Here is a 13,471-nt window from a genome sequence, read left to right as displayed (position 1 = left end):
GACGTCACCCTGGACACCATGTACAGACAACTCTCCAGATGGGCCGAGAGCGGACTCATCCACAAGATCGGACCCGGCCTCTACACCGCCACAACATGGTCACCAACTCCCTTGCAGTGACACGGAGATCGTTAACTACCCGGCCTTGGGCATTGGTCTTACAAAACGAGCGGTCCGGGTGCGGATCCAAACGGAACCGTCCCGGAGGCGGGACTTCCCCCATGTGCAGCAGGTAACGTCGGGGCGTGCCCGCCGAACCACTGCACCGCGCCGGAAACCCACAGCGCAGCACGACGAGCCAGCCGCCGAGCGGCTCAGGGGCGAGCGCGATCGAGGTACGCAGGAGTGCGCGTCGCCGCAGGACTGTCTCCGCGTACCGCGAGGGCGACCGCACCATCGTGCTGATCCCTGCCCGGATGTCCGAGGCGGAGGAGCAGCGCTGGGTGAACCTCATGCTCGCCAAACTGGCCGCGCAGGAGAACAAGCGGGTCATCGGCGACGCGGAGCTCGCCGAGCGTGCCGAGCGGCTTTCGGTGCAGTACTTCGACGGCCGGGCGCGGCCCACCTCGGTGCGCTGGGTCACCAACCAGAACACGCGGTGGGGTTCGTGCACCCCCTCCGAAGCCAGCATCCGTCTGTCGCACCGGCTGCAGGGCATGCCCGACTACGTCGTCGACTATGTCCTCCTGCACGAGCTCGCGCATCTGCTGGTCCCGGGGCACGGCCCGCGGTTCTGGCGACTGCTGGAGGCGTACCCGCGCACCGAGCGCGCCCGCGGCTACCTGGAGGGCGTGGTCGCGGCCGACCGGCTGCCGCATCAGCCCGCGCCTGCCGAGGAGTAGTCCGGACATCCGGCCCGATGTCCCGCGGCGCCACCGAGGAAGCGGTTGTGTACCGGGTCTGTACCGGCTTCTTCCACTCGCGGCGTTTGCGGCTAGCCTGACGCGACGCACTCATATTCGGGATGGGGGACGGTCGTTACGCATGGCCAGGGAATTCCAGCGCGGCCACAAGGCCAGGGTCAGTGACCTCACCTCGGGAACGGATCTGTATGTAGGTGTGCAGATCTCCGGGCCCGGACTGACCTTCGACATCAGCTGCTTCGGTCTGGACGCCGACGAACGGCTTTCGGACGACCGCTACTTCGTCTTCTTCAACCAGCCGAAGACGCCGGAGGAGGCCATTCAGCTCCTCGGTTCGCAGGCGGGTGACACGGAGTCCTTCCGGGTCACGCTCGACAGGATCCCGCCGCAGATCCATAAGCTGTCGTTCACGGCGACGGTGGACGGCAACGGGCAGATGTCGCAGATCAATCCCGGATACATCCGTATCGTAGCGGGCGGCGAGGAGGTGGCACGGTACTCCTTCAACGGCTCGGAGTTCACCACCGAACGCGCCGTGATGCTGGGCGACTTCTACCTCAAGGACGTCTGGCGGTTCGCCGCGGTCGGCCAGGGATTCGACGGCGGACTCGACGCGTTGCTGAAGAACTTCGGCGGCGAGGTCCTCGAAGAGGAGACGTCCGCACCCCAGCAGCCGCAGTCCGGTGCCGCCCCGGGATTCGCGCCGCCCGCGCAGGCCGCCGCGCCGCCCGCGTTCGCCGCCCCGTCCACCCCTGCGCCGCCACCCGCTCCGGCGCCGCCGCAGCCGGCTCCGCAGGGCTTCCCGCCCCCGCCGGCCCCCGCGCCGCCCGCCCCGGCCCCGGTGCCGTCCGTGCACGCCGCACCCACCATCGTGGCGCCCCTGAACACGCCGCCCGGCGCTACGGTTCCGCCGCCCGGGCCCGCGCCCTACGTCCAGCCGCCCGGGCAGCCGGGCCCGCCGCCCGGCTACGGGGGACAGCCGTCCGCCCCGATGCCGCCCGGCTACGGTCAGCAGCCCCCGGCCGCGCCCCCCGGTTATGGTCAGCAGCCGTCGTACGGGCAGGTCCCGGGACAGTACGCCGGACAGCCCGCGGCACCCTCCCCGTACGGTGCTCCCCAGGGCGCACCTCAGGGCGGTGCCGGGGTGACCGCGGCGCTGCAGGCCTTCAAGGAGACGCCGACCGGGCAGCGGTGGACGCAGCAGAACAAGAAGCTCGTCCGGGTCGACCTCGGTATCGGCGGCCAGCCGGTGCTGGCCCGGCAGGGCAGCATGGTGCTGTACCAGGGCAAGGTCGACTTCAGCTACAAGGGCGCCGGTTTCGCCGGGCGGATCGTGGGCAACGCGACCGGCCAGGAGATGCAGCTGATGCGCTGTACGGGGCAGGGTCAAGTGTTCCTCGCCGAGAGCGCCACCCATCTGCATCCCATCGAGCTCCAGGGCGACGCCATCTGCGTCTCCGCGGAGAACGTCCTCGCCTTCGACGAGTCCCTCCAGCACGAGGTCCGGCGCATCGAGGGGCACGGCATCCCGGGCGGCGCGCTGTTCACGATGCAGTTCCAGGGCACCGGGACGATCGTCGTGAAGACGCACGGCGCGCCCGTGGTGCTGCCCGTCACCCCGACGACCTTCGTGGACTCCAACGCCGTCGTCGCCTGGTCCGCCGCGGCTCAGGTGATCGTCTCCAGCCAGGTGCGGATGCGCCGCAACGCCTACCCCGGGGACACCGGGGAGAGCGTCAACCTCCAGTTCCGGGCGGCGCCCGGCAATTTCGTCGTCGTCCAGCCGTACGAGGTCTGAGGGAGCCCGACATGAACCAGCCGCTCGCGGGCTTCGCGCCCGCGCCCGTCACCGCCCGCATGGAGAACCACGGCAATCACATGCTGAAGGTCGCCATGCAGACCGGAAGCGACCTCCTCGCCCGTGTGGGGTCGATGGTCGCCTACGAGGGGTTCATCCAGTACGAGCCCAACCCGCCGGCCGTGCGCCAGATCGCGCGGGACTGGATCACCGGTGAGGGCGCGCCCCTGATGAAGTGCTCCGGGGACGGTCTGCTCTACCTCGCCGACTACGGCGCGAACGTGGTCGTCATCAACCTGAACGGTGACGCGATCTCCGTCAACGCCACCAACCTGCTCGCCTTCGACGCGCACCTCCAGTGGGGTGTCGAACGCGTCAAGGGGCTCGCCAAGTTCGCCGGGCAGGGCCTGTGGAACACGAAGATCTCCGGACAGGGCTGGGTGGCCCTGACCTCCCGCGGCGAGCCGATCGTCGTCGACTGCGGTGGCGGTGAGGACGAGACGTACGTCGACCCGGACGCCCTCGTGGCCTGGTCGCCGAACCTGAAGGTGAAGGGCAAGCGCAGCTTCAAGGCGCAGTCGCTCATCGGGCGCGGCAGCGGCGAGGCGTATCAGATGGCGTTCTCCGGGCAGGGCATCGTGGTCGTCCAGCCCAGCGAGGACAGCACCGACCGCCTCCGGTTCAGGGGCTGAGGGGGAACCGCACACCATGCAGAGCACGCTTTTCGGCTACAACGAGCAGCAGACCCAGGACCGCTACAGCCTGCAGAACTCGCAGATGCTGCGCGTCCTGCTGGAGGGCCACGACGACATCCTGGCGCGCAAGGGCACCATGGTGGCCTACCAGGGGCTGATCGAGTTCGACGGCGAGTACCAGAGCCACGGCCAGCAGCGCGCGCGTGCCTATACCGGCGAGGGCCTGGACCTGATGCGCTGTCACGGTCAGGGCACCGTCTACCTCGCCAACCTCGCCCAGCACGTGCACATCATGGATGTGGAACAGGACGGGCTCACCGTCGACAGCAGCTACGTCCTGGCGATGGACTCCTCACTGCACCACGAGGTCATCGCCGTGGACAGCCAGTACGGCATCTCCGGCTCCGGCAAGTACCAGCTCAACATCACCGGCCGTGGCAAGGTCGCGCTGATGACGTCGGGCGCGCCCCTGCTGATGCAGGTCACGCCGGACAAGTACGTCAACTGCGACGCGGACGCGATCGTCGCCTGGTCCACGAGCCTGCGGGTCCAGATGCAGGCGCAGACGCACTCCTCCGGTGTGTGGCGCCGCCGGGGCAACACCGGCGAGGGCTGGGAGCTCAGCTTCATGGGCAACGGCTACGCGCTGGTCCAGCCCAGTGAGCTGCTGCCGCCGCAGAACGCGGTGATCGGACAGGGGCTACGCGCCCAGTACGGCATGGGCCAGTACGGCGCCCGGGGCCAGAACCAGGGCAACGTCTGGAGCTGAGCAAGTGAGGGGTGGCCGCTGCGGCGGTCGCCCCTCGCTCTTTCACAGCCTGGCGCGCGCCGCCTCCAGCAGGCCTACGACCGACTCGTCCGTGACGTTCGCCACCTCGTCATAGGGGAACCAGCGGACGTCCAGCGACTCGTCGCTGATCATGTGCTCCGCGTCCGGCGGAGCCAGGACCGCGTACTGGACGTCGAAGTGCCAGTGGCACGGTGAAGGGATCGAGTGCCGGTGCAGGCGCACCGGGCCGCCCGGCAGCAGGACGAGACCTGCGACGCCGGACTCCTCCGTGGCCTCGCGCAGGGCCGCGGCCTCCAGCGTGGCGTCGCCCGGCTCGCAGTGGCCGCCCATCTGCAGCCACATCCTGAGCTTCTTGTGCAGCGTGAGCAGCACCCGGCCGCGGCCGGGGTCGATCACCAGCCCGCTCGCGGTGAGGTGTCCCGCGTGGCACGCCTTCCAGAGGCCGTCAGGGTGTGCCTCGAGGTGGTCCAGATACGCCTGGCGCAGATCCTCCTGGTCCTCGTACTCCTTGAGCACGCGGACCGCGTCGTCGTACAGGCTCACTCGGTGTCGTCGTCCTTGGCGTCGTCGTCCTTCTCGAGGTTCGGCTTCTTGGCTCCGTCCGCCGCCTCGCCGAGCATCTTGTCCAGTTCGGAGAAGTCCAGCTGCTCACGGTGCACGAAGCCGTCGGGGTCGTCCAGGTCGGAGGCCGTCGGCAGCATGTCGGGGTGGGCCCACAGGCCGTCCCGGCCATCCACACCGCGCGCGTCCGTGAGGGACGCCCACAGGCGTGCGGCGTCCCGCAGCCGGCGCGGCCGCAGCTCCAGACCGATGAGCGTCGCGAACGTCTGCTCGGCCGGGCCGCCCGTGGCGCGACGGCGGCGCAGCGTTTCGCGCAGTGCGTCCGCGGACGCCAGGCGCGGCTTCGCGGCCGCGTGTACCACGGCGTCCACCCAGCCCTCGACGAGCGCCAGGGCCGTCTCCAGACGAGCCAGGGCCGCCTTCTGCTCGGGGGTGTCCTCCGGCTGGAACATGCCCTGCTGGAGCGCCTGCTGCAGCTCCTCCGGGTTCTGCGGGTCGAACTGGCCGACCACGTCCTCCAGCTTCGCCGTGTCGACCTTGATGCCGCGCGCGTAGCCCTCGACCGCCCCGAACAGGTGCGAGCGCAGCCAGGGAACGTGCGCGAACAGACGCTGGTGTGCGGCCTCGCGCAGCGCGAGATACAGCCGCACCTCCTCCTTGGGGACGCCCAGGTCCTTGCCGAAGGCCTCGATGTTCAGCGGCAGCAGTGCGGCCTTCCCGGCCGGGCCGAGCGGCAGGCCGATGTCGGTCGAGCCGACGACCTCGCCCGCGAGGACGCCGACGGCCTGCCCGATCTGCGTACCGAACATGGCGCCGCCCATCGAGCGCATCATGCCGATCAGCGGGCCGGCCATGGCCTGCATCTCCTCCGGCAGGACATCGCCCATGGCGGCGCCGACGCGCTCGGCGACCGGGTCGACGAGCTCCTTCCACACCGGCAGGGTCGCCTCGACCCACTCCGCACGGCTCCAGGCCACGGCGGTGCCCGCGCCGGACGGCAGGGACGTCACATCGTCGAGCCACAGGTCGGCCAGGCGGACCGCCTCCTCGACAGCGGAGCGCTCGCCGGGGCCGACGCTCACGTCCTTCGTGCCGTCCTGGGTGCCCTGGGAGACCGTCTGGCGGGCGATCTGCTTGGCCATGTCCCAGTTCACCGGGCCGCCCTCGTACGAGAGCATCTGGCCCAGCTGCTGGAAGGCGGCGCCCAGGTCGGTGGGGTTCAGGGAACCGAACATCGCGGCGAGCGGATTGTCGGCGCCACCGGCTCCGGGCCCGAAACCGAACGGGTTGGCCGGACCCTGACCGCCACCGCTCTGCTGGTCCTTCTTCTTGCCCTCGTCGCCGTTCTCCGGCTCCTCCGGCGGAAGGCCGAATCCGAATGGGGTGTCACTCACGGGATTCCTCGGCTGGTAAGGCCACCGGTTCCTTCCGGCGGCTGGCTGCCCGACAACACCACCCAGCGTAGACACCTGGGCCCGATCGGGCCTGAGTGCTTCGCCGACACCTGGCCTGCGGCAGGATGGATGCCACCTGGTACGCACGCGTGCTTCGCGGTCGTACTGAAGACAACCGCTGGAGACGCCTGGTGAGTTCCCCAGATCCGCAGGTTCGCGGAGCGCGAAACCATTCAGCCCGCATGTCGGACGGTCAGCACCCCTCGGCGGTGCCGCTGCGGGCCGGCGAGTCCGCGGGCGTCCGCGGACCGGTGGTCGCGGTCACCGGCGCCGCGTCCGGCGTCGGCGCGCTGCTCACCGAGCGGCTCGCCGCGTCCGACGAGATCAAGCAGGTCGTGGCGATCGACGAGCGGCGCGGTGAGTGCGCGGCGGCGCAGTGGCACATCCTGGACGTGCGGGACCCGGCGATCGCGGAGAAGCTGCGGGGTGCGGACGTCGTGGTGCACCTGGCGCTCGATCTCGACCTGGAGACGGACACCGCGGCGCGTACGGCATACAACGTCCGGGGGACGCAGACGGTGCTGACCGCCGCCGCGGCGGCGGGGGTGCACCGGGTGGTGCTGTGCACGTCCTCGATGGTGTACGGGGCACTGCCGGACAACGAGCTCCCGCTCTCGGAGGACGCCGAACTGCGGGCCACGGCGGAGGCGACCGGGGTCGGGGACCTGCTGGAGATCGAGCGGCTCGCGCGCCGGGCCCCGCGGGCGCATCCCGGACTCAATGTCACCGTCGTCCGGCCCGCCGTGCTCGTCGGGGGCACGGATACGGCGCTGACCAGGTACTTCGAGTCGCCCCGGCTGCTGGTGGTGGCCGGGTCCCGGCCGGCCTGGCAGTTCTGCCACGCCGAGGACCTGTGCAGTGCCCTCGAGTACGCCGTGCTGGAGAAGGTCGACGGGGAACTGGCCGTCGGCTGCGACGGGTGGCTCGAGCAAGAGGAGATCGAGGAGCTCAGCGGGATCCGGCGGATGGAGCTGCCCTCGGCGGTCGCCCTGGGGGCGGCGGCCCGGCTGCACCGGATCGGGCTCACGCCGTCGCCCGCCGGCGACCTCGCGTACACGATGTACCCCTGGGTGGTGAGCGGGAGCCGGCTGCACGAAGCCGGATGGCGGCCGCAGTGGACGAACGAGGAGGTCCTCGCGGAGCTGCTGGAGGAGGTGTCCGGGCGGCACACCGTGGTGGGGCGGCGGCTCGGTCGCAAGGACGCGACGGCGGCAGGTGCCGCGGGGGCGACGGTGGCGCTGCTGGGTGCGGCCGCGGTGGTGCGGCGGGCGCGGAAGGCCCGTCGGCGGATCTGACACACGGGCGCGTCGCGGCGCGCCGGGGCCTCGAGCTTCTCCCCCTCCGCTGTCTGTCTTCACCGGGTGCCCTGCCCACCGCTACGGCCCGACCGGCTTCGTCCTCGGACCCCTGACGGGTCGGGCTGCCTCTCGTAGGACACACCAAGGCCTCACGCGCGCGTGCCGGCGAAACGTCTGTTCCTCCTCGCCCGTGGTGTGCGGCACGATGGGCGCATGGCATCCCACAGCGATCACCCCGGTGAGCAGTCGGCTGACGACCCGATCAAGCTGCTCGCGATCCGCGACACGCCGCTCTCCCTCGACGAGGTCTTCCGTGCCGTCGGTGACGACGCCGCCGGAGGGACCGCGCTGTTCGTCGGGACCGTGCGGAACCACGACGGTGGGGCCGACGTGGACGAGCTCGGGTACTCGTGCCATCCGAGCGCCGAGGCGGAGATGCGGCGGATCGCCGAGAAGGTCGTCGCCGAGTACCCGGTGCGGGCGCTCGCGGCCGTGCACCGGGTGGGAGACCTGCGTGTCGGCGACCTCGCCGTCGTCGTGGCGGTGGCCTGCCCGCACCGGGGCGAGGCCTTCGACGCCTGCCGGAAACTCATCGACGACCTCAAGCACGAGGTGCCCATCTGGAAGCACCAGAGGTTCTCCGACGGGACGGAGGACTGGGTCGGCGTGTAGCACCGTCGCCCGGGCGCCATTCGGCCGAGGCGTGCCGCTCATATGGTTGACCAACCTCTCCCCCGGGCTCCGGTTGCGTAACCGCACCCCTGGCGTGAGCGTTGACATGGCAGATGATTAATCTGCTGATCAGTCAGTTGCGGTCGCTCATGGGGCTGGGAGGTCGAGATGGCGGCGCTCGCCTGGTTGCTGATTCCGCTGGTGGCTGCGATCGGTGCCGGACTGTGGGGGAGTTGGGCCAGCCGCAACCGCAAAACGGCGGGCGACGGCTCCGAGCTCGCCGGATATGCCCGTTTCTGCGAGGCCATGGAGAAGTCCCACTCGGGCGGCTGACCGCTCCGAGAGGTGGAGCCGCCCGTTCGTACGGACGGCCCCGACGGTGCGCTTACAGGACTGTCCCGTACTGTCGTTCCATGCCACGCCGCACCGCGACGATGCTCGCCTCGACTCTGATGCTGATCGCGCTCCTGTGCGCGGGAGTGTTCATCAAAGTGCCGTACGCGGAGATGTCCCCGGGTCCGACCGTGAACACCCTCGCCGAGCACGACGGCGAGCCGGTGCTGCAGATCTCCGGGCGCAAGACCTATCCGACGACCGGGCACCTGAACATGACCACGGTCCGGGTGACCAGCGCGGACTACAACATGAACCTGATCGAGGCCGTCTACGGATGGCTCGCGCATGACAGCAAGGTCGTCCCGCACGACACCCTCTACCCGGACGGCAAGACCGAGGAGCAGTCCACCCAGGAGAACGCCGAGGAGTTCAGCCAGTCCCAGGAGAGCGCCAAGGTCGCCGCCCTGGAGCGGCTGGGCGTCCCGGTGAAGTCCTGGGTGATCGTCTCGACCGTTCTCAAGGGCTCGCCCGCCGAAGGCAGGCTGCACGCGGGGGATGTCATCAAGGCCGTGGACGGTACGGAGGTGAAGGCGCCCGGCGACGTCGCCAAGCTGGTCACCCGGCACACGCCCGGTCAGGACGTCGTCTTCACGATCGTGCCCGCCAAGGAGCAGGCCGCCGCCGAGAAGGCGAACACAACGGCCACCGAGACCCAGAATGTGACCATCACCACGACGACGTCCCACGACAGCGGACAGCAGCGGGCCATCGTCGGGATCTCCGCCGGGACCGATCACACGTTCCCGTTCACCATCGACATCAAGCTCGCCGACGTCGGCGGGCCCAGTGCCGGTCTGATGTTCGCCCTCGGCATCTACGACAAGCTCACCCCGGGCAATCTCACGGGCGGCAAGTTCGTGGCCGGCACCGGCACCATCGACGACGCCGGCCATGTGGGACCGATCGGCGGCGTCGAGATGAAGACGGTCGGCGCGCGCAGCCAGGGCGCCCAGTACTTCCTGACGCCGAAGGACAACTGCGCGGCCGCAGCCAAGGACACCCCCGAGGGGCTCCGGCTCGTCAAGGTCAACACCATCGACGACGCCCTGAACGCCCTGAAGGACATCCGCACCGGCAACACCGCGGATTTGCCGAAGTGCACGACCAAGGGCTGAGGCGCAGCGCTCCGGCGTGAGGAGGGCGCGTCCGGGACACCCCGGGCGCGCCCTCCTCGTCGCCTCAGCGCGGCATTCAGTCCTCGAACGTCGCCGACAGCGCCTCCGCGAGCCCCGGCACCAGGTCGCGCCCGGTCAGCACCTCCGTCGCCGAGTCCTTCTCGCGCAGCCGCAGCGCCGACTCGCGTGCACCGTCGCGCAGGACCGCCACCGTCATCCGCACCTCCTGGCGGTCGGGGTGGCCGGCGACCCACTTCGCGAGGTCCTTCTCGCTCAGGCCCTGCGGAACCTCGGCCTCCGCGGACGGCGGCAGCATCAGCCGCTCCACCGTGAGCGCGCAGCCGGCCACCGCGTCGGGCCACGCGATGGTGCCGAGGAACTCGTCCAGCGGCCTGTCGGCGGGGACCTCGTCCTGCTCGACGGGGGTGAGGCCTACTGCCTCGGAGTCGTCCTCCAAGCCGAGCTGCGCCGCGAGCGCGGGCTCCTCGGCTCGCAGCCGTTCGGTGTCGACGAGGGCGAAAAGGCGAGCGGGCTGGTCCCAGCCGAGGCCGGAGGCGTACTCGTCGATCTCGAGCACGGCCCGGGTGAGCGGGTTCGCTGCCATGGAAGTGTTGGACATGGTCACAATCCTGCCTCGTTCCCACCCGGATCCGGGAACCGAGTAAAGCGCCAGTAAGTTGCATAGGTGAGGCTCCGCGATCGTGGAGCCTCCTCCATGGTCCGCTTTCACGGGGTCTGGAGAATCGACAGCGAACTTCGAGGTGCGCACCTTGGCTTTCCAGATGCCGGACCGCGGCGGAGGCCCGACGGGGCCACGGATCAGAGTGGGCCGCCCGTCCCGGCGTGCCCGGACCCTCCTCATGACACTGGGGGTCCTCGCCGTCCTCGGTATGGCGTTCGTCATGTTCGCCGGCTTCTGGACGGAATGGCTCTGGTACCGGTCGGTGAAGTACTCGTCCGTGTTCACGACCACGTTGTGGACCAAGATCGGGCTCTTCTTCGTGTTCGGTCTGCTGATGGCGGCCGCGGTCGGCTTCAACATCTGGCTCGCGCACCGGCTGCGCCCGCCGCTGAGCGCCATGTCCATGGAGCAGCAGAGCCTCGACCGCTACCGGATGGGGATCGCGCCCTACAAGAGGTGGCTGCTGCTCGGCATCACCGCCCTGGTGGGCCTGATCGCGGGCGCCTCGGCGTCCAGCCAGTGGCGGACCTGGCTGATGTGGGTGAACGGCGTGCCCTTCCACCAGAAGGACCCCCAGTTCCATCTGGACGTCGCCTTCTACGCCTTCGACCTGCCCTGGTACCGCTTCCTGCTCGGCTTCGGCTTCGCCGCCACGGTGCTCTCGCTGATCGCCGCCGCACTCACGCACTACCTGTACGGCGGTCTGCGCATCACCTCCCCGGGAGCGCGCGCCACGGCCGCCGCAACCGGGCACCTGTCGGTGCTGCTCGGTGTCTTCGTCGCGCTGAAGGCGGTCGCCTACTGGCTCGACCGGTACGGCCTCGCGGTCAAGTCCAGCGACTTCAAGGCGACCGGCAACTGGACGGGCCTGAGGTACGTCGACGCCAACGCCTACCTGCCGGCCAAGACGATCCTGTTCTGCATCGCCGCCATCTGCGCGGTGCTCTTCTTCGCCACCCTGTGGCGGCGCACCTGGCAGCTGCCCGTCATCGGCTTCGGCCTGATGGTGCTCTCGGCGATCCTCATCGGCGGGCTCTACCCGGCGATAGTGCAGAAGTTCCAGGTCCAGCCGAACGAGCAGGCCAAGGAAGCGCCGTACGTCGAGAAGAACCTCAAGGCGACCCGCGAGGCCTACGGCATCGACGACGCCCAGGTCACCGAGTACGGCGGGACGAGCAGCACCAAGGACAAGACCAAGCTGCGCGACGACGCGGACGCCACGGCGAGCATCCGCCTGCTGGACCCGAACATCGTCTCTCCGACGTTCCAGCAGCTCCAGCAGATGAAGAACTACTACGCGTTCCCGACCAACCTGGACGTCGACCGGTACAACAAGGACGGCAAGGACCAGGACACGGTCATCGGTCTGCGCGAGCTGAACCTGGCGGGCATCCCGAAGCAGAACTGGATCAACGACCACTTCCGCTACACCCACGGCTTCGGCGTGGTCGCCGCCAAGGGCACCACCGCCGACGCCAACGGGCAGCCCGAGTTCACCGAGTCCGACCTGCCGTCCGAGGGAGACCTGCCCACCTACGAGCAGCGGATCTACTACGGCGAGAAGACCAGCACGTACTCGATCGTCGGCGGTCCCCAGAAGGAGATCGACTACTCCGACGACAGCGGTGAGAAGACCACCAGCTACCGGGGCAAGAGCGGGGTCAGCCTTTCCGGCCCGATCAACCGGGCCGCGTACGCGGTGGCGTTCAACGAGCCGCAGATCCTCTACTCCGGCGCCATAGGTGAGGGCTCGCGGATTCTGTACAACCGCACGCCCAAGGACCGTGTCGAGGCGGTCGCGCCCTGGCTGACCATCGACGGCGACGCTTACCCAGCGGTGGTCGACGGCCGGATCCAGTGGATCGTCGACGCGTACACCACGACGAACGGCTATCCCTACGCCTCCCGTACGACCCTCGGTGACACCACGGCGGACTCCCTGACCGCGGGCAACACCCAGCGCGCGGTGATGGCCCAGCAGAACCAGGTCAACTACATCCGCAACTCGGTGAAGGCGACCGTCGACGCGTACACCGGCGAGGTCAAGCTCTACCAGTGGGACACCCAGGACCCGGTCCTGAAGACCTGGATGAAGGCCTTCCCCGGCACGGTCAAGGCCAAGAGCGACATCTCGGCCTCGCTGATGGCCCATCTCCGCTACCCGCAGGACCTGTTCAAGGTCCAGCGCGAGCTGCTCACCCGCTACCACGTCAAGGACGCACAGACCTTCCTCAGCGGCAGCGAGGTGTGGCAGGTGCCGGACGACCCGACCAACAAGTCGGGCGACGCGGTGCCGCCGTACTACCTGAGCATGAAGATGCCCGACCAGACGTCCCAGGCGTTCTCGCTGACGACCACGTTCACGCCCAACGGCCGTGACAACCTCAGCGCGTTCATGACGGTCGACTCCGAGGCGGGCACCAGTGACTACGGCAAGATCCGCGTCCTGAAACTGCCGACCAGCACGACCGTGGACGGACCCAAACAGGTCCAGAGCCAGTTCAACTCCGAGCAGGACATCGCCGAGTCCATCAGGCTGCTCAAGGGCGGCGACTCGGACATCGAGTACGGAAACCTGCTCACGGTGCCGCTCGACGGCGGACTGCTGTATGTGGAACCGGTCTACGTACGCGGTGGCGGGCTCAAGTACCCGCTGCTGCGCAAGGTGTTGGTGACCTACGGAGGCAACACCGCCTTCGAGGACACGCTCGACCAGGCGCTCAACAAGGTGTTCGGGGCGCAGGATTCGACCGCCACACCGCCGGACACCGGCACCACCAACCCGCCTCCGTCCGGTAATCCGACGGTCCAACAGGCCCTCCAGGACGCGCAGAAGGCGTTCGACGCCGGCCAGGAGGCACTGAAGAAGCCCGACTGGGAGGCGTACGCCCAGGCTCAGAAGGACCTCGAGGCCGCGCTGAAGCGGGCGGAGGATGCGCAGGTCAAGGCCGGCAAGACCGGCGGCAGCGCTCCGTCCGCCGCTCCGAGCGGCTCGCCCAGTAGTTCACCGAGCAGCAGCCCGAGCGCTTCCGGCGGCGGCTGAACGGAGCCCACCCCGCGCCGTGATAGGGTTTACCAACAACGGCGCGGGGTGGAGCAGCTCGGTAGCTCGCTGGGCTCATAACCCAGAGGTCGCAGGTTCAAATC

12 protein-coding genes are annotated in these 13,471 nt (G+C 69.4%); 9 read left to right on the top strand and 3 right to left on the bottom strand.

The window, feature by feature from the left end; genetic code table 11:
• The first annotated feature begins 245 nt into the window (after window positions 1-245).
• The 4 genes from ACWDA7_RS43195 (at window position 246) to ACWDA7_RS43180 (ending at window position 4,125) form a co-directional block, all read left to right on the top strand.
• Window positions 246-842 (top strand): M48 metallopeptidase family protein, encoded by a 597-nt coding sequence (locus ACWDA7_RS43195; RefSeq protein ID WP_450612386.1) that lies wholly within the window; start codon window positions 246-248, stop codon window positions 840-842.
• Window positions 843-984: 142 nt separating this feature from the next.
• Window positions 985-2,661, top strand: coding sequence for a TerD family protein (locus tag ACWDA7_RS43190; protein WP_450612384.1), 1,677 nt, complete (start codon window positions 985-987; stop codon window positions 2,659-2,661).
• 11 nt (window positions 2,662-2,672) lie between these two features.
• Entirely contained in the window at window positions 2,673-3,353 is a 681-nt protein-coding gene (locus tag ACWDA7_RS43185) for an AIM24 family protein (RefSeq protein WP_450612382.1), read from the top strand.
• Between the two features lie 16 nt (window positions 3,354-3,369).
• Window positions 3,370-4,125: an AIM24 family protein gene (locus ACWDA7_RS43180; RefSeq protein WP_450612380.1), complete on the top strand. Its 756-nt coding sequence runs from the start codon at window positions 3,370-3,372 to the stop codon at window positions 4,123-4,125.
• Between the two features lie 42 nt (window positions 4,126-4,167).
• Here the strand turns inward: ACWDA7_RS43180 and ACWDA7_RS43175 are convergent, their stop codons facing one another.
• Together ACWDA7_RS43175 and ACWDA7_RS43170 are read right to left on the bottom strand one after the other, a co-directional pair.
• Window positions 4,168-4,689 carry an NUDIX hydrolase gene (locus ACWDA7_RS43175; RefSeq protein ID WP_450612378.1) on the bottom strand — a complete coding sequence of 174 codons (522 nt, stop codon included), beginning with the start codon at window positions 4,687-4,689 and terminating at the stop codon, window positions 4,168-4,170.
• Complete coding sequence (locus ACWDA7_RS43170) at window positions 4,686-6,101, bottom strand: zinc-dependent metalloprotease (RefSeq protein WP_450612376.1); 1,416 nt, start codon at window positions 6,099-6,101, stop codon at window positions 4,686-4,688. The genes ACWDA7_RS43175 and ACWDA7_RS43170 overlap by 4 nt, the downstream gene beginning before the upstream one ends.
• A gap of 191 nt (window positions 6,102-6,292) precedes the next feature.
• On the opposite strand from ACWDA7_RS43170, the gene ACWDA7_RS43165 reads away from it, so the two are divergent.
• The 4 genes from ACWDA7_RS43165 (at window position 6,293) to ACWDA7_RS43150 (ending at window position 9,642) form a co-directional block, all read left to right on the top strand.
• A complete protein-coding gene (locus ACWDA7_RS43165) occupies window positions 6,293-7,456 on the top strand; it encodes an SDR family oxidoreductase (protein ID WP_450612374.1) in 1,164 nt (387 codons plus the stop codon).
• 216 nt (window positions 7,457-7,672) lie between these two features.
• The gene (locus tag ACWDA7_RS43160; protein ID WP_450612372.1) at window positions 7,673-8,131 is read left to right on the top strand and encodes a molybdenum cofactor biosynthesis protein MoaE; all 459 of its coding nucleotides are present in this window, start codon (window positions 7,673-7,675) and stop codon (window positions 8,129-8,131) included.
• A gap of 168 nt (window positions 8,132-8,299) precedes the next feature.
• Window positions 8,300-8,464, top strand: a complete 165-nt coding sequence (locus tag ACWDA7_RS43155) for a hypothetical protein (protein WP_359395934.1) — start codon at window positions 8,300-8,302, stop codon at window positions 8,462-8,464.
• 80 nt (window positions 8,465-8,544) lie between these two features.
• Window positions 8,545-9,642, top strand: a complete 1,098-nt coding sequence (locus ACWDA7_RS43150; protein WP_450612370.1) for a YlbL family protein — start codon at window positions 8,545-8,547, stop codon at window positions 9,640-9,642.
• A 76-nt stretch (window positions 9,643-9,718) separates the two neighbouring features.
• On the opposite strand, the gene ACWDA7_RS43145 is transcribed toward ACWDA7_RS43150, so the two are convergent.
• Window positions 9,719-10,261 carry a PPA1309 family protein gene (locus ACWDA7_RS43145; RefSeq protein ID WP_450612368.1) on the bottom strand — a complete coding sequence of 181 codons (543 nt, stop codon included), beginning with the start codon at window positions 10,259-10,261 and terminating at the stop codon, window positions 9,719-9,721.
• A gap of 163 nt (window positions 10,262-10,424) precedes the next feature.
• Between ACWDA7_RS43145 and ACWDA7_RS43140 the strand changes: the two genes are divergently transcribed.
• Window positions 10,425-13,367 carry a UPF0182 family membrane protein gene (locus tag ACWDA7_RS43140; RefSeq protein WP_450612388.1) on the top strand — a complete coding sequence of 981 codons (2,943 nt, stop codon included), beginning with the start codon at window positions 10,425-10,427 and terminating at the stop codon, window positions 13,365-13,367.
• Window positions 13,368-13,471 lie beyond the last annotated feature (104 nt).

Source organism: Streptomyces sp. NPDC001156 (genome assembly GCF_053598275.1).
Note: the sequence above shows the minus strand (reverse complement) of the source record. Positions and strands in the feature narration are given on the sequence as shown.

Coding starts and splice junctions, on each gene's coding strand:
- ACWDA7_RS43150 (WP_450612370.1), top strand. CDS start 8,545: ATGCCACGCCGCACCGCGACGATGCTCGCCTCGACTCTGATGCTGATC.
- ACWDA7_RS43180 (WP_450612380.1), top strand. CDS start 3,370: ATGCAGAGCACGCTTTTCGGCTACAACGAGCAGCAGACCCAGGACCGC.
- ACWDA7_RS43140 (WP_450612388.1), top strand. CDS start 10,425: ATGCCGGACCGCGGCGGAGGCCCGACGGGGCCACGGATCAGAGTGGGC.
- ACWDA7_RS43155 (WP_359395934.1), top strand. CDS start 8,300: ATGGCGGCGCTCGCCTGGTTGCTGATTCCGCTGGTGGCTGCGATCGGT.
- ACWDA7_RS43190 (WP_450612384.1), top strand. CDS start 985: ATGGCCAGGGAATTCCAGCGCGGCCACAAGGCCAGGGTCAGTGACCTC.
- ACWDA7_RS43145 (WP_450612368.1), bottom strand. CDS start 10,261: ATGTCCAACACTTCCATGGCAGCGAACCCGCTCACCCGGGCCGTGCTC.
- ACWDA7_RS43160 (WP_450612372.1), top strand. CDS start 7,673: ATGGCATCCCACAGCGATCACCCCGGTGAGCAGTCGGCTGACGACCCG.
- ACWDA7_RS43185 (WP_450612382.1), top strand. CDS start 2,673: ATGAACCAGCCGCTCGCGGGCTTCGCGCCCGCGCCCGTCACCGCCCGC.